We start from the raw sequence: 22,437 nt of genomic DNA on the forward strand, positions 1-22,437 counted from the left end.
AGAGATTGCTATGTCTGATATAACTCAAACCGCTCAGCGGACCTTTACCCCGCAGCCGGCACTGGCGCCGCCGAAAGAGCTCAAAGGTGCCGTTCACTGGGCCCGGACGAACCTTTTCGATGGCTGGCTTAACACAGTGCTGACGCTGCTGTCGCTGTTATTAATTTTCAGTGTGGTACCGGGGCTGCTTCGCTGGGGGCTGCTTGATGCGGTCTGGCAGGGGGACAGTGAGGCCTGCCGGGTTGAAGGTGTGGGGGCCTGCTGGTCATTTATCGGTGCCAATTTCCGGATTCTGATGGTCGGTATCTATCCGGTTGAGGAAATCTGGCGGCCGGTATTGTCTTTTCTGCTGCTGTTAGGGGTCATCTGGTTAACCGTCAGCCGCCGGGTGCGGGGGATCCGCATGGTGGCGTTCTGGCTGGTGTTGCCGTTTATCGCGTACTGGCTGATCGGGGGAGGTTATTTAGGCCTGCCGGAAGTGGATCAGTCCCGCTGGGGTGGTCTGATGCTGAGCCTGTTACTGGCGGCGGTGGGCATCATTGTTTCGGTGCCATTGGGCATCCTGCTGGCGCTGGGGCGCTTTTCGGATTCCCCGGTGATCAAGATATCCTGCGTGAGCTTTATCGAGACCATTCGGGGTGTGCCGCTGATTACGATCCTCTTTATGGCATCAGTGATGTTGCCGCTGTTTTTACCTGAAGGCATGGATGTGAATAACCTGCTGCGTATCCAGATCGGCATGATTCTGTTTTCCTCGGCCTATATGGCAGAGGTGGTACGGGGCGGTTTGCAGGCGGTACCCAGAGGCCAGACCGAGGCTGCCAAAGCGCTGGGGCTGCCGTACCGGCACATTATGTTTTATGTGGTGATCCCGCAGGCGTTGCGGCATGTATTACCCCCGCTGATTGGCCGCTGTATCGCGCTGTTTAAAGATACTTCACTGGTGCTTATTGTCGGCCTGCTGGATTTCCTGGGCATGCTTAAGTCGTCTACTCAGGATTCTGAGTGGCTGGGCTTTGAAGCGGAGTCTTATGTGTTTGGTGCCTTTGTCTACTGGCTGGTCTGCTACAGCATGAGCCGTTACGGCCAGCATTTAGAGTCTGCCGGGCCAAAGAATAACAATTAATTTACGCGTCTGAACGCATCAGGTGATTTGCTATGAATACGGCTATTGAAATGTCTCCTAGGGGGCAGCAGCACAGCGCTGAGACCATTATTCAGATCAGTAAACTGAACAAGTGGTACGGTGATTTTCATGTTTTGAAAAATATCGATTTTCATGTCAATAAAGGTGAGCGCATCGTGCTTTGCGGGCCGTCAGGGTCAGGAAAGTCTACCCTGATCCGCTGCCTTAACCGGCTGGAAGAACATCAGCAGGGGAATATTGTGATTGAAGGCGTCGAGCTCAACGACAACATCAGTAACATTGAAAAAATCCGCAGTGATGTGGGGATGGTGTTCCAGCACTTCAATCTGTTCCCGCATATGACCATCCTTGAGAATCTGGTACTGGCGCCGACGCTGGTCCGCAAGATGCCCCTTGCAGATGCCGAGGAAATGGCGATGAACTACCTTGCCCGGGTGAAAATTGCTGAGCATAGCCATAAATACCCGGGGCAGATATCCGGTGGTCAGCAGCAGCGGGTGGCGATCGCCCGGTCTTTATGCATGAACCCTAAGGTTATGCTGTTTGATGAACCAACTTCTGCGCTGGACCCGGAAATGATCAAAGAAGTACTGGATGTCATGGTTGAGCTGGCTGAAGACGGCATGACAATGGTCTGCGTGACCCATGAGATGGGCTTTGCCAAAGAAGTGGCTGACCGGGTGATATTCATGGACAGCGGTGAAATCGTTGAAGAAAATGACCCGCACAGTTTCTTCAGTAATCCTCAGGTTGACCGTACCCAGGCTTTCCTCAGTCAGATACTCGGCCACTGACCTCCGGGCTGAGCCGTTACCTGCCGGGCCGTAACTCTGGTCGGCGGCCGGCTGCAGGGATAGCGGCGGTGAAGGGCCATTTACACCGCCGTGATTATGTTTATGCTATCGCTTACGATTGCTTATCTGTGCCGGGATGTATGCTGATGATTAAAACACTTTTCCGCCTGCTCACAGGCCTTATCATCAGTGCCGGTTTATTCAGCCCGGCGCTTCAGGCCGGCACGCTGGACGATATCCGTGACAGAGGCTACCTGCTATGTGGCGTAGGTATCGACGACTTTGGCTTTGCTACCCGTAATAAACAGGGTATCTGGCAGGGGTTTGATGTCGATTTTTGCCGTGCCGTTGCCACTGCTGCCCTGCAGGACCCTGAAGCGGTCCAGTTTGTCCCCCTGGACAGCCAGAGCCGGTTTCGTGCTTTGGCCAACAATGAAATCGATCTGCTCATCCGTACCACCACCTGGACCTTTGCCCGGGATGTCAGCCTTAAGGTTCATTTTGCCGGGACGACCCTGCATGACGAGCAAGTCTTTCTGGCACATAAAAAGTTAAACCTCAGCAGTATTCATGATGTGGCGGGCAGCCGGGTGTGCGTTACCCGGGGAACCACCAGTCTGGGCAACCTGCAAAACTTTATCGCGGCTAACGGCCTGGCGCTGGACGTTATGCCGGTAGAAACCCAGGCGGGCCGCTGGCAGGCCTTTTTACAGCAACAGTGTGATCTGATGACCTCTGAACGCTCTGATTTACAGGGCGGTTTACTGGGGCTGGTGGATGATCCCGAACGGTATGTCATTTTACCTGAGGTGGTATCCCGGGAACCTTTGGGGCCGGTGGTCAGGGATGATGATCCCCAGTGGTTTGATCTGGTGCGCTGGGTAATCGCCAGCACCCTGATAGCCGAACATTACCAGTTATCCCGAACCAATATTGAGCAGCTGGATATCAGTGTGCTGGCACCTGAGGCACGCCGTCTGGTCACCGGGGAAGGCGTGCCGGCAGAGGCGCTGGCGCTGGATGCCCGGTGGGCGTTCCGGGTGATCCGGGATGTTGGCAGTTACGCGGAGATATATGCGCGTAATTTTGGCAGTGGCTCAGGCTTTGCTATGCCAAGGGGGAAAAATGCCCTGTGGAGCCAGGGAGGTTTGCTCTATGCGCCTCCGCTCCGATAAGGGCCTTTCTCCGGCTTTTCCCGACCGGAAGAGCCATTACGGTATTACCATCCGGATGTTTGCCGGACTGGCCACCATGATGGTATTTACCCTGATTGTCAGCCTGATTTCGGTGAATACATTCCGCGGCTTCCAGCAGCGTTTCGACTTTGTTACCGATGAAGGCCTGCCGACGATCATTACGGCCTCAGAGCTGGGGCAGCACAGTGCTTCACTGGTGGCGTTTGCCCCTTCGTTGCTGGCGGCCCGGACGCTGCAGGCGAAAGAAACCATTCTGTTACAGATTCAGGACCAGAACGGGCTGATGAGCCGGTCCATCAGTAAGCTGTCGGCGGTGGGTATTTCCGCCCAGCAGATCGAGCACCTGAACAGTTACCGGCGTGAGCTTGACGGCAGTTTCAGGGAGCTGGGTGAACTCGTCAGCCAGCAGATTGAACGTAACGGTCAGCAGCAAAGAGCGTTACGCCGGCTGGCACAGTTCAGGGCCGGTATATATGAACAGACAGACCGTTTACAAAACCCTCAGGAGGCCGGCCGGGGCCTCAGCAGTGACCAGGCGCGTCAGTTGCAGCACTGGGTTAATCAGTTTCAGGGGCTGGTGATTCTGATCAATGAGACCGCTTCCATTGAGCATAAAGTGGTATTACGCCGCCAGCTCAGCACTTACCGGCAGCAGTGGCGTGACCTGCAGATGACCACCGCGACGCTGCCCGCAGAGGTTGCCGGATTGCTCAGTGAACAACTGGCACCGGTGGAGGCACTGATTACCGGCAAAGAGGGGATCTTTGCAAACATCGCCGCGCAGTTTGCTGATGAAGAAAAACTGTACGGTATGTTCAGTCATCACCGTACTGTTGCACATCGTTTTCGGGCGGCGATTTCCACCATCGTAAAGGATATCGAGGCACGGGTGGTTCAGCAGAACCGCCTCATAGAGGAGCAGGCTGCCAACCGGATTACCCTGCTGGTGCTGGTGTCACTGCTGTGTATTGCCGGTGGTGGCATTATCTTTCTGTATATTGACCGTTCGGTTATCAGCCGCCTGCAGCGCCTTAAAAATAATATGTATGCCCATGCCGAGGGCAGCAATCAGCCGATTCCGCTGGAAGGTAACGATGAAATTACCGATATGGCGCAGGCGCTGCGGATCTTTGTGGAAACCATTCAGGACCGGGAAGAGGCTTTAAAAAGCACCCGCAATCAGGCAAAAAAAGCGGAAGATCTGCTGATGGATGCCATTGAAAGTGCGCCGGAGGGTTTTGTACTCTTTGATCCGCATGACAACCTGATTCTCTGTAATACACAGTATCAGGCACTGTACGGTTTCAGTGATGAACAGGTGAAACCCGGCACTAATCTGCAGCAGTTACTGGATTTACTGACTAACGGGCAACAGATTGCCGAACCGGAAAATTACCGTCAGCAGAGACAGGCGCTGAAAGAAGGCCGGATCAGCAGTCTGGACCTTAAGCTGGCGAACGGTACCTGGCTGTCGCTGCTGGAGAAACGCACCGACCGGGGCGGGACAGTGGGTATTCATACCCGGATTAATGAGCGTAAGCTTGCTGAGCAGGTACTGCGTTCTGCCATGGAAAAAGCTGAAGCAGCCGATCAGGCAAAGTCGAAATTCCTGGCGGCTGCCAGCCATGATCTGAGGCAACCGTTACACGCCATGGGGCTGTTTCTGGATGAGCTGACCCAGATAGCCCGGCAGCAGGATTTCGCCGGGCTGGTGGCCAATATTTACAGTGCCCACCAGAACATGAGTCAGATGTTTGGCGACATTCTTGATTTATCCCGGCTGGATGCCGGCGCGGTGACGCCCAAATTACAGCACTTTGAGTTGAACAGTCTGCTGCAACGGCTGAGCAGTGAGTTTTCTGTGACTGCCCGGGAAAAAGGGCTGGATTTGCGCAGCGTGCCTACTTCCGTGCGGGTTTACAGTGATCCGGCCATGCTTGAACGTGTGTTGCGTAACTTCATTGCGAACGCGGTCCGTTATACCCTGACCGGGCGCATTCTGATCGGTGTCAGACGCCGGGGCGCGCATCTCAGTATACAGGTGCATGACTCGGGCATTGGTATTCCGGCGGATCAGCAGGAGGTTATTTTTGGTGAGTTTTATCAGTGTGACTCATCACAGCAACACGGCCGTTCGGGGCTGGGGCTGGGGCTGGCAATTACGGATCAGCTGGCCCGGTTGCTGGCGTCTCCGGTGCAGCTTGTCTCAGAAGCGGGCCGCGGTTCCTGCTTTTCAATCAGGGTGCCGGCCGGTCTGGCAGATACGCCGGCCGGTGGTACTGAAATGGTTGCCGGAGGGGCAGCATCGCTGCAGGGGCAGACCCTTATACTGGTGGAAAATGACCCGCAGGTGCTGCAGGCCATGAGTCAGATGTTGTCCCGGTGGGGATGTTGTGTGGAAGCCTTCCACGGTCCGGAAGACCTGACACCTCAGCGCCTTGCCGGAATGGCCGGGCCACTGGCGCTGATTACCGATTTTCATCTGGATAAAAATACCACTGCCGAGCAGGTTGTCGGGCTGGTGCGGCAGGCATTTTCAGCGGACCTTCCGGCGATTATTGTGACGGCTGATACCGCATCCGAGCCCAGAGAGGCGGCCGCCCGGCTGAATGCCAGTCTTCTGACCAAGCCGGTCAGGCCCGGGAAGCTGGCCGCATTACTGCGTCAGTTGCTGCGCCAGTCACAGCGCCAGGATGAGGCGCTTAAAGTTCCCTGACAGCAACAACGGCCTTAGCCCGGCTGCTCACTCCCAGGGTTTTTAAAATAGCGGTGACGTGGGCTTTGATTGTGCCTTCGGTGCAGTAAAGTTGCCGGGCTATTTCTTTATTGGATAAACCCTGAGCGATCAGGTCCAGTACTTCCAGCTGGCGTCTGGTTAAGCCGGTGACAGTGTCACGCCTGACGTCGGTGTCTGCTGGCGCCACGGGGGCGGCTGTCAAAGGCTGGCTGTGCAGGAGCAGTGACGGCAGATACACCTCGCCATCCAGCATCAGCCGCAGGGCGTGGAGCATAACTTTTTTACTGCCGGATTTTGGGATATAACCATCAGCCCCGGCTTCCAGAGCTCCCCGGACAGATTCTTCATCATCATGCGCCGATAAGATAGCCACGGGAACATCGGGTAACTGCTGCTTGATGGCCAGTAAACCGGAAAACTGTGAGGCGTCCGGTAAGCCCAGATCCAGCAGTATCGCATCGATATCTTCATGTTCAGGCAGTTGTTGCAGAACGCTGGCAACGCTGTCGGCTTCCAGCAGGATTAACTCAGAATCCAGTTCTGTCAGGGTATTCTTTACCCCCTCTCTTACCAGATCATGATCGTCAGCTACTAAAATTTTTAACATGGTCAGTATCTTCACAGAACAACTTAAGCAGGATTAGGATGCCACCAAAACCTTAATATTAACAGTGACCTGTGACTTTATAGCTGGCTATGACTTTAGTTATAAAACTTAAGGAATAGAGATGGGGTGAAAGCGGCTGTTTACTATGACTTTAGTGCGTGTCAGGGGTGTTTCTGCCTGTGAATTACTGGCCTTAGTGCAATGTTAAATCCTGCGCGGCACTGCCACACTGGTGGCTATCAGAATAAGACAGATGCTGACAGGCAGAAGGAGCCGCAGGTGGAATCTACACAGGTATTAACCGTTGTTACCCGGTCAGAACAGCCTGAGTTGTGGCAGCAGATTAAAGCCCTGGTCGGGCGTGTGAGTGCTGCGGAGAGTCTGGCCGTTCCCGGGTTTAAGTGGCTGGCGGAGAATAAAGCCGCAGACTTTTACTTTAATGACATCACCGCAGCATCGGGACAGTTGCTGACCGGGAGGCTGGAACAGCAGCACTGGCCAGTGGATTGTCTGCTGCAGAGAACGGCACACCGCCGGAAAAAACTGTTGGTGGCGGATATGGAAGCCACGATTATCCGTCAGGAAATGGTGGATGAAATGGCCCGGGTAATCGGTTGTGAAGACACCGTTGTAGCGATTACCCGGCAGGCAATGGCCGGCCAGCTGGATTTCAGCCGTTCGCTGGCGTTGCGGATCGCAGCGTTTAAAGGCCAGCCGGTGTCTTTAATGCAAGAGTTGTGTCACAGCATTACGCCGAATCCCGGTGCAGTCACCCTGATAAAAACACTCAGAAAACACGGGGTTTATACCGCTCTGGTAACCGGAGGTTTTCAGATCTTTGCCGATCATGTCATGGAATTATGTGGCTTTGATCACAGCAGTGCTAACCGGGTGGAGACAGAAGCGCAGCAACTCACCGGACGGCTGCTTGAGCCGGTGATTGACAGTCAGGGGAAAAAGGCTGCGTTGTTCAGGCTGATCCGTGAACAACAGTTACAGCAGGCACAGGTCTGTGCGGTGGGCGATGGTGCCAATGATATTGATATGCTAATTCATGCGGGGCTGGCCGTCGGCTATCAGCCTAAAGAGGTGCTGGAGCCGGTTGTGGACCTCTGTATCAGGCATACGGATCTGACAACCCTGCTGTATGTACAGGGCTATCACCGGGATGAGTTTGCGGACGCTTGAAATGATGTTGCCCGGTTCCGGCTAAGCCGAATTACGAACATCAGTCTTTTCAGTTCCTGAAAGCCTGAAACCGGTTATCTATCTTAGCTGAGTGCAGCAAAGCGCTCCCGTCATCGCTGAATAATTCGGCTTTCTGTGCTCTTAACTATCGCGCACTCTTATCCTGGCCCGGTCAGAGGGCGGCTATAGCCCCGCCTTAAGCACCGGGACCTACCGGGAAATTGCACGCCAGATCAGACTGAAAGGTAAGGCGTCGGTGATTTATCATTTTAAGACGCTGGCCTTGCACTCACTTTACCGGCTGGATACTGATCTGATATCCGGATCAGTTGTCTTCTGATGTTTATACCGGTCAGTTGGAGAAGACCCCTGTTGGCAGGACAGACGGGTTCAGTGACTCCGGAAACGCAATGGTATAAGGCTTATTTTTATCATCCTGTAGGCTGCCTGAATGGATTTATTCAACAGGCTTTAAAGAGTCAGGAAAGATTGATGTAAGGCAGGGAAAACGCCTTATCTGAACGCTAGAATCCAACACGCGTAGCGCGTATCAGTTGCAAAGAAAAGCAAACAACTGTTTCAAATCAACTGCTTAGTAAGGCGGTTTCTAAACTGTTCTGATTTAAAACAGTTTCCAAAAGATAGCTGCTACGCCTTCATTTCTGAATAAAAATAAGAACTCTCTGAAAAAGAGTTAAAAAAGGAATTATCTTGCCATGTCCGGACAAACAGACACTCAAAGAAAAGAGCCCGAGCGACGCAAGCACAGTCAGCGGCCAGCAAAGCAAAGCCTGTATTTATCCATCATAAGTCACGCCAGAGCGGATGCTGTTTCAAGCCGGTTTCATTCTGCAGATTTTACCCAGACCCGTTACGGTTACGTCGCTGCTCGTCTGAAGCTGATGTGCTTGTTTTTTGCCATTATGGTGCCGGTATTTGCACTGTTTGATTTTCTGACCCTGCCATCTGAACAGGCGCAGTTTTTACTTAAAGCCCGTATCGCATTGTCAGCCTCATTGTTTTTGCTTGTGTATGTTCTCCACCGTCAGGTTTCTGTTGCTGTTATCCGCATCATCATCACGCTGACATTTCTGGTGCCAACGGTTTTCTATCTCAGCAGCATGCAAAGTTTCAGCATTACTCCTGATGCTGGTGTCCCCCTGTTTTTCAGCATGATGCCTTACCTGATAATGGCAATGCTGGGGCTGTTCCCCCTGACAGTGAGTGGCGGCCTGTTTCTGGCCGGCGTGATTATCATCCCTGTCGCGCTGTTTGAAGCGAACCGGTTTAATGGCGATTACTATGCGTTGTTCAATACGCTCTGGCTGTTATCTCTGTTTGCCGGTATCAGCCTGTGGCTTCAGACCGGGCAATTGCTGATGCTTCTGAAACTGTATCGTGAATCGACAGTGGATCCCTTAACCGAATTAATCAACCGCAGAGTGCTGCTACGCCAGGCCAGTCAGGAGCAAAAAAAATCGGCAGAGGATTTACAGCCATTTTCTGTGATGATGTTTGATCTGGACCGCTTTAAACGTATTAATGATTACCACGGCCATGCGGTGGGTGACCAGGTACTGGTGACCGTTGCCCGGATTATGAAGCAGGAATTACGTAACACAGATATTATTGCCCGCTTCGGTGGCGAAGAATTTGTCGCTGTTTTACCCGGGGTGTCACTTGGGGAAGCCACCCAGGTTGCCCAGCGTGTCGCTGATTCCATTCGTAATAAAGCTATTCCGCTGAATGACGGTGAGAGCCTTTATGTCACCTCGAGTATTGGCGTGACCCAGTATAAGACAGGTGAAGATATTGAGCTGACCCTGAAGCGCGTTGATGATCTGCTTTATCAGGCGAAAGCATCGGGCCGCGATAAGGTGGTTGATGATCAGAACATGATGCATGCAACCGGACAACTGATAGCCGAAAAAGTCGCTGAAGTTGCCTGAGGAGCTTGTTCAGTATCTGCAGGTGATGAACTGCCGCATAGTAAATAACAGGATCAGAGAAGGGGGCTAACAGCCCCTTTTTCAGCTTTTACTCTGGATTAAGAGACGTTGAAGTTGTTGTGGTCAGATATTGACCGTTAACGCCATCGTCATGCCTGTTCAGTTAGGATCAGGTTCATACTCATCTTGCGAACAGGGTTATCCACAGAATTTGGGGGCAATTCATTATCAGTCTGCATGAAGACCGTGTGCGAAATGATGGTCAGGTCAGACAACTGAGCAAATGGGCGTTGTAAATTGTAGCTGCAGGCAGGATGCTGTGGGAAGGAGCTTAACGTCGCACTGATGCATAAAAGGGCAGACCGCACCCGGATAAAACTGCATCCTCCGGCAGGAAGATTTTCAGGCATAAAAAATCCCAGTGTTTTTCGTGAAAAGAAAGACTGGGGTTCTTTAAGAATGTGTTGGTGCCCGGACGCCAGGAGTCGAATAAGCCGAACCACGACGCGTGATTTTCAGGCATAAAAAATCCCAGTGTTCTTTGTGAAAAGAAAGACTGGGATTCTTTAAGAATTTGTTGGTGCCCGGACGTCAGGTGTCGAATAAGCCGAACCACGGCGCGTGATTTTCAGGCATAAAAAATCCCAGTGTTCTTCGTGAAAAGAAAGACTGGGATTCTTTAAGAATGTGTTGGTGCCCGGACGCCAGGTGTCGAATAAGTCGAACCACGACGCGTGATTTTCAGGCATAAAAAATCCCAGCACGAAGCTAGGATTTTTTAAGAATTTGTTGGTGCCCGGACGCCAGGTGTCGAATAAGCCGAACCACGACGCGTGATTTTCAGGCATAAAAAAATCCCAGTGTTCTTCGTGAAAAGAAAGACTGGGATTCTTTAAGAATTTGTTGGTGCCCGGACGCGGAATCGAACCACGGACACGAGGATTTTCAATCCTCTGCTCTACCGACTGAGCTATCCGGGCAACGGCGCACATTAAACACGTGTAGCTTAAAAAAAGCAACAGAATTATTGCCTTAACGGGTTTTATTTGTGAGTTTGAGAGTGTGGGCGGAACCGGAGGGGGCGTGGCCGGTGAACAACTCTCACCGGCCGGGTTAATCCTTAGTGCAGCGCTAAGGCATCGTATTTTTTCTGAATTGCCAGCAGGGCCGGTTGGGCTTCAAGTGGCGCGTATTCAATGGCTTGTTCAAACAGTTCCTTGTTGGCTTCAGACAGGCGTTCTTCCTCCGTCATAGCAGAGAGTTTTTGCATTGCTTCAATAAACTTTGGATGTTGGTTCTTCGCCGGTTTCATAGGATGCCTCCTTTAATTTCGAGCTGTGAAGTTCCGACAGCCCTGAGTGGCGTACGTCGGAAATTTTCATGCTGTCGTTCACAGTATACATGCATGATTGCTACAGATGCATTACTGAATATTCAGGTATGTGACGGTTTTGGGGATCAGAGCATTCTGACTTTAAACCGGCGGCCTTTGATTTTACCGTCCAGCAGACGGCTGTGTGCCTTGCGGGCTTCGCTCCGTTTGACGGCCACATAGGTGCTGTAGTCACTGACGTCGATCTTGCCAACGTCACTGCCGGGGATGCCTGCGTCGCCGGTCAGGGCGCCGAGGATATCGCCGGGGCGGATCTTGTCTCTACGGCCGGCCTGAACGGCCAGAGTGCGCATGGCGGGCTTTGGCGGTTCAGCATGTACCACTTCCAGTTCAGGAATGCTGAAGCAGACCGGTTCTTTGTTTTGGTATTCGCTGATGGCGTCCAGCTTGTACAGTTCAGATGGCTTGTAGAGGCTGACGGCAGTGCCCTGCTTGTCGGCCCGGCCGGTACGGCCGATCCGGTGGGTGTAGATTTCCGGGTCACGAGGCAGGTCGTAGTTAATCACCAGTTCCAGGTCGCTGATATCCAGGCCACGGGCGGCAACGTCGGTGGCGATCAGAATGGTACAGCTGCGGTTGGCAAACTGAACCAGTACCTGATCCCGGTCGCGCTGATCCAGGTCACCGTGCAGGGCTTTGGCAAAGTAGCCAAGGTTTTTCAGATATTCTTCAATGTCGCTGCACTGGGCCTTGGTGTTACAGAACAGCACGATGGAGTCTGCCGGGTGAGTGGCCAGCAATTTGGTCAGTCCGGATGGTTTGTCGACGCCGTCGAGGCAGTAAAAGATCTGTTTGATTTTGCCCTGATCGTGAACCGCTTCCACGCTGATTTCGACCGGATCACGCTGCAGGTTTTTACTCAGCTTAAGGATGTTGTCCGGATAGGTGGCGGAAAACAGCAGCGTCTGGCGGCTGCGGGGCGTGTAGTCAGCGACTTTATTGATTTGTTCGTTGAAGCCCATGTCGAGCATGCGGTCGGCTTCGTCCAGTACCAGAGTGTGGCAGCGTTCCAGATTCAGGGTGCCTTTACGCAGGTGGTCCTGAATGCGGCCGGGGGTGCCAACGACAATGTGCGCGCCGTGGGCCAGTGAGCCGATTTGCGGGCCGATAGGCTGGCCGCCGCAGAGGGTGACAACTTTCAGGTTTGACTGGAAGCGGGCCAGACGGCGCAGTTCTTTGGCAACCTGGGTGCTCAGTTCACGGGTCGGACAAAGGATCAGGGCCTGGGTACCGAAGTCCCGCTGTTTGATACGCAGCAGCAGGCCAATGGCGAAGGCGGCGGTTTTACCGCTGCCGGTTTTGGCTTTGGCGATCAGGTCCTTGCCGTCCAGTGCATGTGGCAGGCTTTGCGCCTGTATCGGCGTCATGGTTTTGTAGCCAAGGTCAGCCAGATTATCCAGCATGGGTTTGGGCAGCTTCAGGGAGCTGAACAGGGTATCGGTCACAGGTTTTGAATCTCAGAATCGGGGTGCTTTGTGCACCGGGGAAATAATTTCCGGGATTATAGCGGAAATTGGCAGCAAAAGGGGGCTAAAACGAAAACATCCCGCCGGGGCGGGATGTTTAGGTGTCTGCAGTCAGCGGGTAGCTTATGCCGGGTGCTTGGCTTTGAATTCCAGGCGACGACGGTGCAGAACCGGCTCGGTGTAACCGCTTGGCTGGGTGCAGCCTTCCAGTACCAGTTCCAGAGCTGCCTGGAAGGCAACGCTGGCATCGAAGTCAGTAGCCATTGGACGGTACAGCGGATCGCCGTCGTTCTGACCGTCGACTACAACGGCCATGCGCTGCAGGGTTTCAATGACCTGTTCTTTGGTACAGATACCGTGGTGCAGCCAGTTGGTCATGTGCTGCGCGGAGATCCGCAGGGTCGCACGGTCTTCCATCAGGCCAACGTTGTTGATGTCCTGTACTTTGGAGCAGCCGATACCCTGTTCAACCCAGCGTACCATGTAGCCCAGCAGGCCCTGTGCGTTGTTGTCCAGTTCCTGCTGAATTTCTTCTGCACTCCAGTTCGGATCACGGGCAACCGGAATGTCGAGAATGTCATCAACACTGGCGCGCGGGCGGCTCATCAGTTCGTTCTGACGGGCGAATACATCGACCTTGTGGTAGTGCAGGGCGTGCAGCGTTGCGGCGGTCGGAGAGGGTACCCATGCAGTGTTCGCACCGGACATTGGATGGCCGATCTTGGTCGCCAGCATGTTGGACATCTGATCCGGAATCGGCCACATGCCTTTACCGATCTGTGCGCGGCCCTGCAGGCCACAGCCCAGACCGTTGTCTACGTTCCAGTCTTCGTATGCATGAATCCACTTGGTGCCTTTCATGTCCGCTTTGCGGATCATGGGACCTGCTTCCATGGAGGTATGAATTTCGTCACCGGTACGGTCAAGGAAACCTGTGTTGATGAATACCACGCGGTCTTTCGCGGCGCGGATACATTCTTTCAGGTTAACTGTGGTGCGGCGTTCTTCATCCATGATGCCCATTTTCAGGGTCAGTGGCTCAAGGTTCAGCGCGTCTTCGATGCGGGCGAACAGTTCGTTGGCAAATGCCACTTCTTCCGGGCCGTGCATCTTAGGCTTAACGATGTACATGGAGCCGGTGGTGGTGTTGCGGCGTTCGCTGTTTCCGTTGATGTCATGGCTGGAAATCAGGCTGGTAACGATACCGTCCAGAATGCCTTCCGGGATTTCGTTGCCGTCTTTGTCCAGTACCGCTTCATTGGTCATCAGGTGGCCAACGTTACGGACGAACATCAGGCTGCGGCCCTTCAGGGTTACTTCAGCACCGTCAACACCGTTGAAGGTGCGGTCCGGGTTCATGCTGCGGGTGAAGGTCTTGCCGTTCTTGGTAACGTCTTCGGTCAGGTTGCCCTGCATCAGGCCCAGCCAGTTGCTGTAGGCAACGACTTTGTCTTCACCGTCAACGGCGGCAACGGAGTCTTCGCAGTCCATGATGGTGGACAGGGCAGATTCCAGTACCAGATCGCACACGCCGGCCGGGTCTTGCTGACCAATCTGGCTGCTCGGGTCGATCTTGATTTCAATGTGCATACCGTTGTTCACCAGCAGGATGCTGTCCGGTGATTCGGTATCGCCCAGGTAACCCACTAACTGGCTGTTGTCCTGCAGTTCAGCGCTGCCTTCTGACAGTGCGACGGTCAGTTTACCGTCCTGAAGGCTGTAGCCCTGCGCATCTTTATGGCTGGCGCCGGCCAGCGGTGCAGCCTGATCAAGCAGTTCACGGGCATAGTTAATAACCCGTTCGCCACGGACCGGGTTGTATTCTTTACCCGGCTCAGCACCGCCTTTATGGCTGATAGCATCAGTGCCGTACAGTGCATCGTACAGGCTGCCCCAGCGGGCGTTAGCTGCGTTCAGTGCGAAGCGGGCGTTCATGATAGGCACAACCAGCTGCGGACCGGCCATAGTGGCCATTTCAGGGTCTACGTTCGCGGTGGTGGCTGAGAAGTCTTCACCTTCAGGCAGCAGGTAACCGATTTCCTGCAGGAAGGATTTATAGGCCGGGAAATCGAAACCGTTGTCACGGTTGGCTTTGTGCCATTCGTCGATTTGCGCCTGAATAGTTTCACGCTTGGCCAGTAACTCACGGTTACGCGGCGCCAGATCGTGAACGATAGCATCCAGCTTTGACCAGAACTGTTCCTGGCTGACCTGAGCGCCCGGAAGTGCCCGTTCGTTAATGAAGTCGTACAGAACTTTAGCGACGTCTAGATCGCCAACCTTAACCCTTTGAGTCATGTGGATGTGCCCCATTGTATGTGTGCCGGTTCCGGAGAGAGGCGGCCGGATCCGTCGTTATCATTTTTTTATATCGGTATCCGGCGTCGCTGTGCTGGGCGACATTATTGCCTGATACCGGCAGCATCAGTGTATGTGGCCGGGTGAGTGCTATTACCGGCAAATGATGCTTCTATGTTGCAAGTGCGTAAAGATACAGGAAACAAAGCTTACTGTCCTTACCCGTGGTGCTAAGGTATGAGAAAAGTTTCCTATTGTAAAACGCTGTTTCTGATCGGAGTTGCTAAGTCCTTATATTCCGGGGAATTCAGGCGTTTTCATATTGTGAAAGTTGGTGTCGGCAGGGTACCTGGCAGGATGGTTTCAGACTTAAGTCGTACGGTTGGCGGCGCTTTCCGGGCGTTTCCGGGTTTTGCCACTGGTATCAATGACTTGCTGAATCAGGGCTATACTTAAGGGGTAACCGTTTATGACTGCTCCTGGCGGAGCGATCACTTGAGGGGAAATATGGTGACTCAAATAACCCTTGAAGGGCATTGTGAGCCCTGCAGTGCTACGACTGAGGCTTTAACTGCTCAGGCGGCGAACCGTTTGCTTGATGAGGTCTTGCCTGAGTGGCAGCTTGATCTGGCAGGCGTCAGTATTTACCGGGACTACCGGTTCAAAAATTATCATCAGACCATGGCATTCGTAAACGCAGTGGCGTTTATTGCCCACCGGGAAGGTCACCATCCGGATCTGGAAGTCGGGTATAACCATTGTCTGGTTCGCTACAGCACCCATAAAATCGGCGGTCTGTCGAATAACGACTTTGTCTGTGCCAAGCTGGTGGATGGCCTGTTATAAGGTTCAGGCCTGAAGCGCTTTGTGCATTGCGACGTTCGTCAGCGTCTGACCGCAACGGATAATCCGGTTTTCCTGCCCGGCGGTGAAGCCTCTTCTGACGAAAAACGCTTCCGCTGCTTTCGATGCGTCTACTTTAAGAAACTTTGTTTTCTGCTTTTGTGCATGTGCTTCCAGATGGCGATATAAAGTACCGGCAATGCCTTTACCCTGATAGTCCGGGTGAGTGTAGGTACAGTCTATATAGCCGCAGCCAGTGTGCGGTGCCGGGTTGGCCGGAGAACCGGGCGGCAGGTATTCCATAAAGGCAACAATTTCACCGGCAATGCGCGCAACAAATGTACAGCGCTGATCTTCAGCCTGCATACGGCTTTGCCACATTGGGTAATCCGGTGGCGTCGGTGCCCAGGCTTCCTGTGCAGCTTCACTGTAAAGGCCCGGGTCGATGGCGTGTACCGCCGCATGGAAGATATCCGCAAGGCGGTGGCTGTCTGAAGAGGTGGCCAGCGAAATCTCAGGATTGCCATCAGGGCCGTTCATTATTCAATGCCTTTGCGTCGTAAGATTAAGAGTAACAGTTTGCGTCCCAGTCGCATGACGGGATAACAGAGCTTTGATCTGAATGTCGAGCGAAACAGCCAGTGATTCAGGCGGTTGAACAGGCCTGAATCACTTCCGAGCAGAGCCAGCATATGCAGGGCTTCAGCGCCACGGTACTCCTGATCATCCAGCTTCAGTAACATGTCGTTGTTCAGATCAATGCCCTGTTGCCTGAGGGTCGCTACCCATTCAGGATGTTCACGGGCGTTAATCAGCTCGAGTGCTCCGATGTCTTCACGGATGTGAAGCAAGCGGGTGTAATGCTCGCAGGCCGGGCAGGAACGGTCATAAATGAGCTGTATCCGGGCCACCGGTTCAGTCTTCCAGAAAGCTTTCTAACAGATCATTGAGAAACAGCCGACCCTGTTCCGTCGGCGCGATGCGGCCGGGGTTATCGACTAACAGACCTTTTTGACGAAGCTTTGTCAGCTTTGTGTCGATCTGGCTGAGGGGCATGCCGGTGGCCGGGGTATAGAGATCCGTGCTGACGCCGTCGTGCAGGCGTAAGGCATTCATCATAAATTCGAAGGGCAGTTCTTCACTGGCGATCGTCTGCTGACCGCTGATGGGGTCAATTGCCTGCATATAGGCCCTGGGCTGGCGCTGCTTCCAGCGTCGTATTATCCGGTCTTCGCCTGCCAGTGTCAGTTTGCCGTGTGCACCGGCACCGATGCCCAGATAATCACCGAACTGCCAGTAGTTCAGGTTGTGTCTGGCCCGGCGGCCGGGTTGGCTGTAAGCCGATATTTCATATTGCTGGTAGCCATGTGCTGCAAGCAGTGCCTGCCCCTGTTCCTGAATGTCCCAGAGGGTTTCATCTTCTGGCAGGCGTGGCGGCCGGCTGTGAAATTCGGTGTTGGGTTCGATCGTCAACTGATACCAGGATATGTGATCCGGTGCCAGATCAATGGCGGTTTGAAGGTCTTCCAGTGCCTGCTCCGGGGTCTGGTTCGGCAGGCCGTGCATCAGGTCGGTATTGATGTTGGTAAAGCCGATCTGACGTGCAGCAGACACCGCGTGATGGGCATTGTCGCTGTTGTGAATCCGGCCAAGGGTTTGCAGGTGCTGATCATTAAAACTCTGAATGCCGATCGACAGGCGGTTAACGCCCGCTTCGAGGAATCCGGCAAAGCGTTCCTGTTCAAAGGTACCGGGGTTGGCTTCCATGGTGATTTCTGCACCGGCCGCCAGCGGTGTGCGGGCTGCCACTCCCTGAAGGATTTCATGCAACGCCTGTGGTGAAAACAGGCTGGGCGTGCCGCCACCAATGAAGATGGTTTCAATTTCCCGTCCCTGGATATAGCCCAGCTCTGTTTCCAGATCCCGCATCAGGGCGGCGGTATAGTCCGCTTCCGGCAGGGTGCCGCTGTTATCACCGGGTTTAACCGCGTGGGAGTTGAAGTCACAATACGGGCATTTGCGAATGCACCAGGGAATGTGAATGTACAGGGAGAGCGGGGGCAGTTGCAGTGACATCGGATTTCCGGCGGGCCTTACCTGTCGGTACAGCCCGCATTGAGGTTACAGGTAAGCGGGTATGTTTTCGATCAGTTGCCGAACCGCTTTACCCCGGTGGCTGAGGCTGTTTTTTTCAGCCGGTGCCAGTTCTGCTGAGGCTTTGTCCAGTTCCGGAATATAGAACAGCGGGTCGTAGCCGAAGCCGTTATCGCCGGAGGGTTTGCGCAAGATTTCACCTTCCCAGCTGCCCTGACAGATCAGCGGTGTCGGATCTTTGGCGTGGCGCATATAGACCAGGACGCAGCGGAACCGGGCCGTGCGCGGTTCGTCCCGCACGGCCAGTTGCTGTAGCAGCTTCTGGTTGTTGTCGGCATCGGTGGCACCGGGGCCGGCAAAGCGGGCTGAGTATATACCCGGGGCCCCGAGCAGGGCGTCCACTTCCAGGCCGGAGTCATCTGCCAGTGCCGGTAAGCCGGTAATCTCACAGGCATGCCTGGCTTTAATAATGGCGTTTTCCACAAAGCTCAGGCCGGTTTCTTCCGCATCTTCTACGTTAAATTCAGACTGGGGGACGACTTCAACGCCCAGTTCTCCCAGTACCTGATTGAACTCTCGGAGTTTTCCCTGATTGCCGCTGGCAAGCACGATCTTCTGAGTCATTTAGCAATATTCCCTGCTGTGTTTAGTCGGCGTAGAAGCGCTGTTCAAATTTAATATTGGTGGCGGCACTTTCCGGGTCAGCCTGCACCTGCAGGTTAAAGCGTAATACCTGATCGTCTGTGAATGCGTATTCGGCAATGTAATACAGGGCATTGGTTTCACGGATCTGACGGAATTTCAGCGCCTGTTCCTGTGATGTCAGGTTGGTTGCCTTACCGTTGACAACGGCAACAACCGGTTTGGTTGAACCGTCGGCCTGTTTTTCCAATACTGAAACATTCAGCAGACCCCGGGTTTTACCACGCTGGATGCCATAGCTCTGCGCGACGTTTGGCTGCAAGAATGTGCTGTTAAAGGCGTTGTAATGTACTTCGTATTTTCCCTGGGTAACTTTCTGTTCTGCCAGTGACTGCTGGCTGAACACGGTAAGCCCAAGGGCCAGTACGGTGACGGCCAGGGTTCTGAAGTAGTTGATGTGTTTCATGTTGTAACCTTTATTCCCGCATCGGATTACCGGTGAGGTGTTCCTTTGCTGTTCTGCTCCGCCGGTGATTCACTGCGTGTGACTTCAGTCAGAAGCTCCCGGCGTTTTATTCCATTATAGAGGACACCGCCGCAGTTGGTGCTGCGGCGGCTGATGGCGGTGTGCTTAAAGGGCCATGGCTGTCAGGTTTTTTAGCTGGGAATTCAGTATCTGAATGATAATGAAAATAAGGATTGGCGACAGATCCAGCCCCCCCAGTGAAGGGACAACTTTACGGGCCAGATTGAATACCGGCTCGGTCAGTTGGGTGATCAACTGCGGGCCCGGGTGATAGCTGCCCGGTGCCACCCAACTGATGATCACTGATCCGAGCACCGCCCAGAAATAGATATCCAGTATAGTGCTCAGTACTGAGACACCTGAGATAACGGCAATAGCCGGTAAGTTTGCACTTACTCCGTGGCCTTTCAGTGTCAGGATAAGCAGCCAGCCGGCAGCATTGACGACAAACGCGAGTATCAGCGGGGTGACATCGATGCTGGCAATCCGCGGTACGGCTTTCTGTAACGGCGCCAGTGGCACGGCGGTGAGTTTAACGACTGCCTGGGAGATCGGGTTGTAGTAGTCGGCTTTTGCTACCTGCAGCAAAAAACGCAATACGATAATGAAGACGTAGAGCTGTATGATCAACTGGATGATGGAGCTGGTCGGATCCTGTCCCATATGAATTCAATTCCTGTTAAATCTGTTTGTATGAATACGAGTATAGAGCCTTTATAGCTGTCTATGAACAGAATAGGGCTGTCTATTTAGCTAATTCTTCTGCCATTGCTTCGGCACGGTCGTAGCAGGCCTGCATAGCCGTGCTGAACATGTCTTCCAGCCCTTGCCGTTCAAAGCTCATGATCGCCTGTTCGGTGGTGCCTTTAGGGGATGTTACCCGACGGCGCAGTTCTGCTGCATCGACATCACTCTGGCTGGCCATTTTAGCGGCACCCAGCGCGGTCTGAAGGGTCAGTTCGCGGGCGACTTCAGGGCTCAGGCCCAGTTTTTCACCGGCGGCGGCCATAGCTTCCATGACATAGAAATAATATGCAGGGCCACTGCCAGAGACTGCGGTAACGGCGCTGAGTTCCGTTTCCTGCTGTACCCACAGGGCGAGGCCGATGGTTTTCAGGATGGCTTCGGTCTGTTGCTTCTGCTCCGCGGTAACTTTGTCGTTGGCGTACAGGCCGCTGGCGCCGGTTTGCACCAGCGACGGAGTGTTAGGCATGCAGCGGACAATGGCTGTATTGCCGCCCAGCCAGGTGTCCATGCTGTCACAGCGAATACCTGCTGCCACCGAAACGATCAGCGGCTGGCTGGCCTGAACCGTTGTTGTCAGAGACTGTGCCACGCCCTTGAGAATCTGCGGTTTTACCGCCAGTACGACAATGTCTGCGGCAGCGCATGCAGCCTGATTATCTGTGGTGGTTTGCAGGCCCTGTGCGCTGAGGTCTGCAAGGCTTTCGGTGCGGGTTGCTGTGGCCCAGATGCTGGCAGCCGGATAACCGCTGTTGAGCAGTCCGCCAATGATTGCCCGGGCCATGTTGCCCGCGCCGATGAAGGCCAGAGTGGGTTGCGCGCTCATAAATGTATCCTTGTTATCGGGCTGCTGTTACGCAGCTTAATTGTAATCGGTTATTCAGGCTTTCTGGCTGTAGTCGCGGGCACCGAAAATCGCCGTGCCAATCCGGACCATGGTGGAGCCTTCGCTGATTGCTGCTGTCATATCACCGGTCATTCCCATCGACAGGGTGTCCAGTTGGGCTTCCGGGTTAGCCGCACGGATATCCGCCAGCAACTGAGCCATCTTCTGAAAGGGTAAAGCTTGTTGATTTGGGTCTTCGCAGGGGCTGGGTATTGCCATGAGGCCGCGCAGACGAATGTTTGGCAACTGAAGTATCTGGCCGGCCAGTGAGACTACGTCTTCCGGCAGGATACCTGATTTACTGTCTTCGCCGCTGATATTGACCTGCAGACAGATGTTCAGGGGCGGCATATGCTCCGGCCGCTGACTGCTGAGTCGCTGGGCGATTTTCAGGCGATCAACGCTGTGGACCCAGCTGAAGCTTTCACTGACAGGGCGGGTTTTATTGGACTGAATCGGACCGATGAAGTGCCAGCAGATATCCAGATCCTGAAGCTGTTCAATTTTTTCCAGACTTTCCTGCAGGTAGTTCTCGCCAAAATCCCGCTGTCCTGCTTCGTAAGCCTGACGCAGGTCCTCTGGCGGACGGGTTTTGCTGACTGCAAGCAGGCATATTTCGGAGGGCTCACGGCGGGCATTTTCAGCGCTTTGCTGAATTTGCCGGCGCACCGTATTCAGGTTGTCAGTGATGTTTATCATACAGGCGTTTAAGGAAAATTGGCTTGAAAGTTTATATTCTGCTACATATAGAGTCGCGATTGAATAGCTACACTTATATTACAAGTGTTTACACCCTGTTGATGTACTGAGGCATTATGGATATTACCGAGTTACTTTCATTCACGGTTCAGCAAGGCGCGTCTGACTTACACATTTCTGCCGGTATGCCTCCGGTGATCCGGGTCGACGGTGAAGTGCGGCGGATTAAGCTGCCTTCTCTGGATCATAAACAGGTTCACACGCTGATATATGACATTATGAATGATAAGCAGCGTAAGGATTATGAAGAGATCTTGGAAACGGATTTCTCTTTTGAAGTACCTAAGCTGGCACGTTTCCGTGTTAACGCTTTTAATCAGAACCGCGGTGCAGCGGCGGTATTCCGGACCATCCCGAGTAAAGTGCTGACGATGGAAGATCTGGGGATGGGGAAGGTCTTTCAGGATTTGGCAGAAAAACCCCGCGGACTGGTGCTGGTGACCGGGCCGACCGGTTCCGGTAAAAGTACCACCCTGGCGGCTATGGTCGATTACATCAATGAAACCCGTCAGGATCATATTCTGACCATTGAAGACCCGATCGAATTTGTTCACGAGAGTAAAAAGAGCCTGATTAACCAGCGGGAAGTACACCGCGACACTCTGGGCTTTGATGAAGCGCTGCGCTCTGCTTTACGTGAAGACCCTGATGTTATCCTCGTCGGTGAGATGCGGGACCTTGAAACCATTCGCCTGGCACTGACCGCGGCGGAAACCGGTCATCTGGTGTTCGGCACCCTGCACACCACCTCAGCCGCTAAAACCATTGACCGTGTTGTGGATGTATTCCCGGCAGCTGAGAAAGCCATGGTACGTTCGATGCTGTCAGAGTCGCTGCAGGGGGTTATTTCCCAGACGCTGCTGAAAAAGCCGATGGGTGGCCGGGTCGCTGCCCATGAAATTATGGTGGGCACGCCGGCGATCCGTAACCTGATCCGGGAAGACAAAATCGCACAAATGTATTCTGCAATACAAACCGGTGCTGCATTTGGTATGGTTACCCTGGATCAGTCGCTGACAGATCTGCTTAATAAAGGCCTGATCAGCCGCGAAGCCGCGCGCGAAAAGGCTATGAATCCAATGAACTTTTAATGATGTGTTGGTCACAGTCTGTAGTAGTTGACGGCTAACTGATTTTTTCTGCACGGGCGCAGGTTTGTAAGCGCTGA

Annotated in this window: 22 protein-coding genes and 1 tRNA gene; 8 read left to right on the plus strand and 15 right to left on the minus strand. The window is 53.6% G+C overall.

Annotated elements, in window-relative coordinates; all coding sequences use genetic code 11:
• Positions 1-10 precede the first annotated feature (10 nt).
• The 4 genes from PCI15_RS01910 (at position 11) to PCI15_RS01925 (ending at position 5,853) form a co-directional block, all read left to right on the plus strand.
• Complete coding sequence (locus tag PCI15_RS01910) at positions 11-1,126, plus strand: amino acid ABC transporter permease (RefSeq protein WP_271272685.1); 1,116 nt, start codon at positions 11-13, stop codon at positions 1,124-1,126.
• A 50-nt stretch (positions 1,127-1,176) separates the two neighbouring features.
• Positions 1,177-1,941, plus strand: coding sequence for an amino acid ABC transporter ATP-binding protein (locus PCI15_RS01915; RefSeq protein ID WP_376787837.1), 765 nt, complete (start codon positions 1,177-1,179; stop codon positions 1,939-1,941).
• 146 nt (positions 1,942-2,087) lie between these two features.
• Complete coding sequence (locus PCI15_RS01920) at positions 2,088-3,116, plus strand: amino acid ABC transporter substrate-binding protein (protein WP_271272687.1); 1,029 nt, start codon at positions 2,088-2,090, stop codon at positions 3,114-3,116.
• The gene (locus PCI15_RS01925) at positions 3,097-5,853 is read left to right on the plus strand and encodes an ATP-binding protein (RefSeq protein ID WP_271272688.1); all 2,757 of its coding nucleotides are present in this window, start codon (positions 3,097-3,099) and stop codon (positions 5,851-5,853) included. The genes PCI15_RS01920 and PCI15_RS01925 overlap by 20 nt, the downstream gene beginning before the upstream one ends.
• Here the strand turns inward: PCI15_RS01925 and PCI15_RS01930 are convergent.
• Positions 5,840-6,481 (minus strand): response regulator, encoded by a 642-nt coding sequence (locus PCI15_RS01930; RefSeq protein ID WP_271272689.1) that lies wholly within the window; start codon positions 6,479-6,481, stop codon positions 5,840-5,842. The genes PCI15_RS01925 and PCI15_RS01930 overlap by 14 nt on opposite strands.
• Before the next feature lie 279 nt (positions 6,482-6,760).
• On the opposite strand from PCI15_RS01930, the gene serB reads away from it, so the two are divergent.
• Positions 6,761-7,669: a phosphoserine phosphatase SerB gene (gene serB / locus PCI15_RS01935; protein WP_271272690.1), complete on the plus strand. Its 909-nt coding sequence runs from the start codon at positions 6,761-6,763 to the stop codon at positions 7,667-7,669.
• Between the two features lie 716 nt (positions 7,670-8,385).
• Positions 8,386-9,618: a GGDEF domain-containing protein gene (locus tag PCI15_RS01940; RefSeq protein WP_271272691.1), complete on the plus strand. Its 1,233-nt coding sequence runs from the start codon at positions 8,386-8,388 to the stop codon at positions 9,616-9,618.
• A 149-nt stretch (positions 9,619-9,767) separates the two neighbouring features.
• On the opposite strand, the gene PCI15_RS01945 is transcribed toward PCI15_RS01940, so the two are convergent.
• The 6 genes from PCI15_RS01945 to PCI15_RS01970 all read right to left on the minus strand — a co-directional run bounded on the left by PCI15_RS01945 (position 9,768) and on the right by PCI15_RS01970 (position 14,775).
• Positions 9,768-10,028, minus strand: coding sequence for a hypothetical protein (locus PCI15_RS01945; RefSeq protein WP_271272692.1), 261 nt, complete (start codon positions 10,026-10,028; stop codon positions 9,768-9,770).
• A 156-nt stretch (positions 10,029-10,184) separates the two neighbouring features.
• Positions 10,185-10,466 (minus strand): hypothetical protein, encoded by a 282-nt coding sequence (locus tag PCI15_RS01950; protein ID WP_271272693.1) that lies wholly within the window; start codon positions 10,464-10,466, stop codon positions 10,185-10,187.
• A gap of 56 nt (positions 10,467-10,522) precedes the next feature.
• A tRNA-Phe gene (locus PCI15_RS01955) sits at positions 10,523-10,598 on the minus strand.
• A gap of 140 nt (positions 10,599-10,738) precedes the next feature.
• A complete protein-coding gene (locus PCI15_RS01960) occupies positions 10,739-10,930 on the minus strand; it encodes a hypothetical protein (protein WP_271272694.1) in 192 nt (63 codons plus the stop codon).
• 146 nt (positions 10,931-11,076) lie between these two features.
• Complete coding sequence (dbpA, locus tag PCI15_RS01965) at positions 11,077-12,456, minus strand: ATP-dependent RNA helicase DbpA (RefSeq protein ID WP_271272695.1); 1,380 nt, start codon at positions 12,454-12,456, stop codon at positions 11,077-11,079.
• A gap of 144 nt (positions 12,457-12,600) precedes the next feature.
• Positions 12,601-14,775, minus strand: a complete 2,175-nt coding sequence (locus PCI15_RS01970) for a malate synthase G (protein ID WP_271272696.1) — start codon at positions 14,773-14,775, stop codon at positions 12,601-12,603.
• Positions 14,776-15,282: 507 nt separating this feature from the next.
• Between PCI15_RS01970 and PCI15_RS01975 the strand changes: the two genes are divergently transcribed.
• Positions 15,283-15,621 (plus strand): 4a-hydroxytetrahydrobiopterin dehydratase, encoded by a 339-nt coding sequence (locus PCI15_RS01975; protein WP_271272697.1) that lies wholly within the window; start codon positions 15,283-15,285, stop codon positions 15,619-15,621.
• A 3-nt stretch (positions 15,622-15,624) separates the two neighbouring features.
• On the opposite strand, the gene PCI15_RS01980 is transcribed toward PCI15_RS01975, so the two are convergent.
• The 8 genes from PCI15_RS01980 to PCI15_RS02015 form a co-directional block, all read right to left on the minus strand.
• A complete protein-coding gene (locus tag PCI15_RS01980; protein WP_271272698.1) occupies positions 15,625-16,158 on the minus strand; it encodes a GNAT family N-acetyltransferase in 534 nt (177 codons plus the stop codon).
• A complete protein-coding gene (locus PCI15_RS01985) occupies positions 16,158-16,529 on the minus strand; it encodes a DCC1-like thiol-disulfide oxidoreductase family protein (protein ID WP_271272699.1) in 372 nt (123 codons plus the stop codon). The genes PCI15_RS01980 and PCI15_RS01985 overlap by 1 nt, the downstream gene beginning before the upstream one ends.
• Positions 16,530-16,533: 4 nt before the next feature.
• Complete coding sequence (hemW, locus tag PCI15_RS01990) at positions 16,534-17,694, minus strand: radical SAM family heme chaperone HemW (RefSeq protein ID WP_271272700.1); 1,161 nt, start codon at positions 17,692-17,694, stop codon at positions 16,534-16,536.
• 45 nt (positions 17,695-17,739) lie between these two features.
• Entirely contained in the window at positions 17,740-18,336 is a 597-nt protein-coding gene (gene rdgB, locus PCI15_RS01995; protein ID WP_271272701.1) for an RdgB/HAM1 family non-canonical purine NTP pyrophosphatase, read from the minus strand.
• A gap of 22 nt (positions 18,337-18,358) precedes the next feature.
• Positions 18,359-18,820: a DUF4426 domain-containing protein gene (locus PCI15_RS02000; RefSeq protein ID WP_271272702.1), complete on the minus strand. Its 462-nt coding sequence runs from the start codon at positions 18,818-18,820 to the stop codon at positions 18,359-18,361.
• 165 nt (positions 18,821-18,985) lie between these two features.
• The gene (locus tag PCI15_RS02005) at positions 18,986-19,543 is read right to left on the minus strand and encodes a YggT family protein (RefSeq protein WP_271272703.1); all 558 of its coding nucleotides are present in this window, start codon (positions 19,541-19,543) and stop codon (positions 18,986-18,988) included.
• Positions 19,544-19,625: 82 nt separating this feature from the next.
• Positions 19,626-20,450: a pyrroline-5-carboxylate reductase gene (gene proC, locus PCI15_RS02010; protein WP_271272704.1), complete on the minus strand. Its 825-nt coding sequence runs from the start codon at positions 20,448-20,450 to the stop codon at positions 19,626-19,628.
• Positions 20,451-20,504: 54 nt separating this feature from the next.
• Positions 20,505-21,209 carry a YggS family pyridoxal phosphate-dependent enzyme gene (locus PCI15_RS02015; RefSeq protein WP_271272705.1) on the minus strand — a complete coding sequence of 235 codons (705 nt, stop codon included), beginning with the start codon at positions 21,207-21,209 and terminating at the stop codon, positions 20,505-20,507.
• 116 nt (positions 21,210-21,325) lie between these two features.
• Between PCI15_RS02015 and PCI15_RS02020 the strand changes: the two genes are divergently transcribed.
• Positions 21,326-22,360: a type IV pilus twitching motility protein PilT gene (locus tag PCI15_RS02020; RefSeq protein ID WP_271272706.1), complete on the plus strand. Its 1,035-nt coding sequence runs from the start codon at positions 21,326-21,328 to the stop codon at positions 22,358-22,360.
• The last annotated feature ends 77 nt before the right edge of the window (positions 22,361-22,437 follow it).

The organism is Aliamphritea hakodatensis, from assembly GCF_024347195.1.
In the GTDB taxonomy this organism is placed as follows: Bacteria; Pseudomonadota; Gammaproteobacteria; order Pseudomonadales; family Balneatricaceae; genus Amphritea; species Amphritea hakodatensis.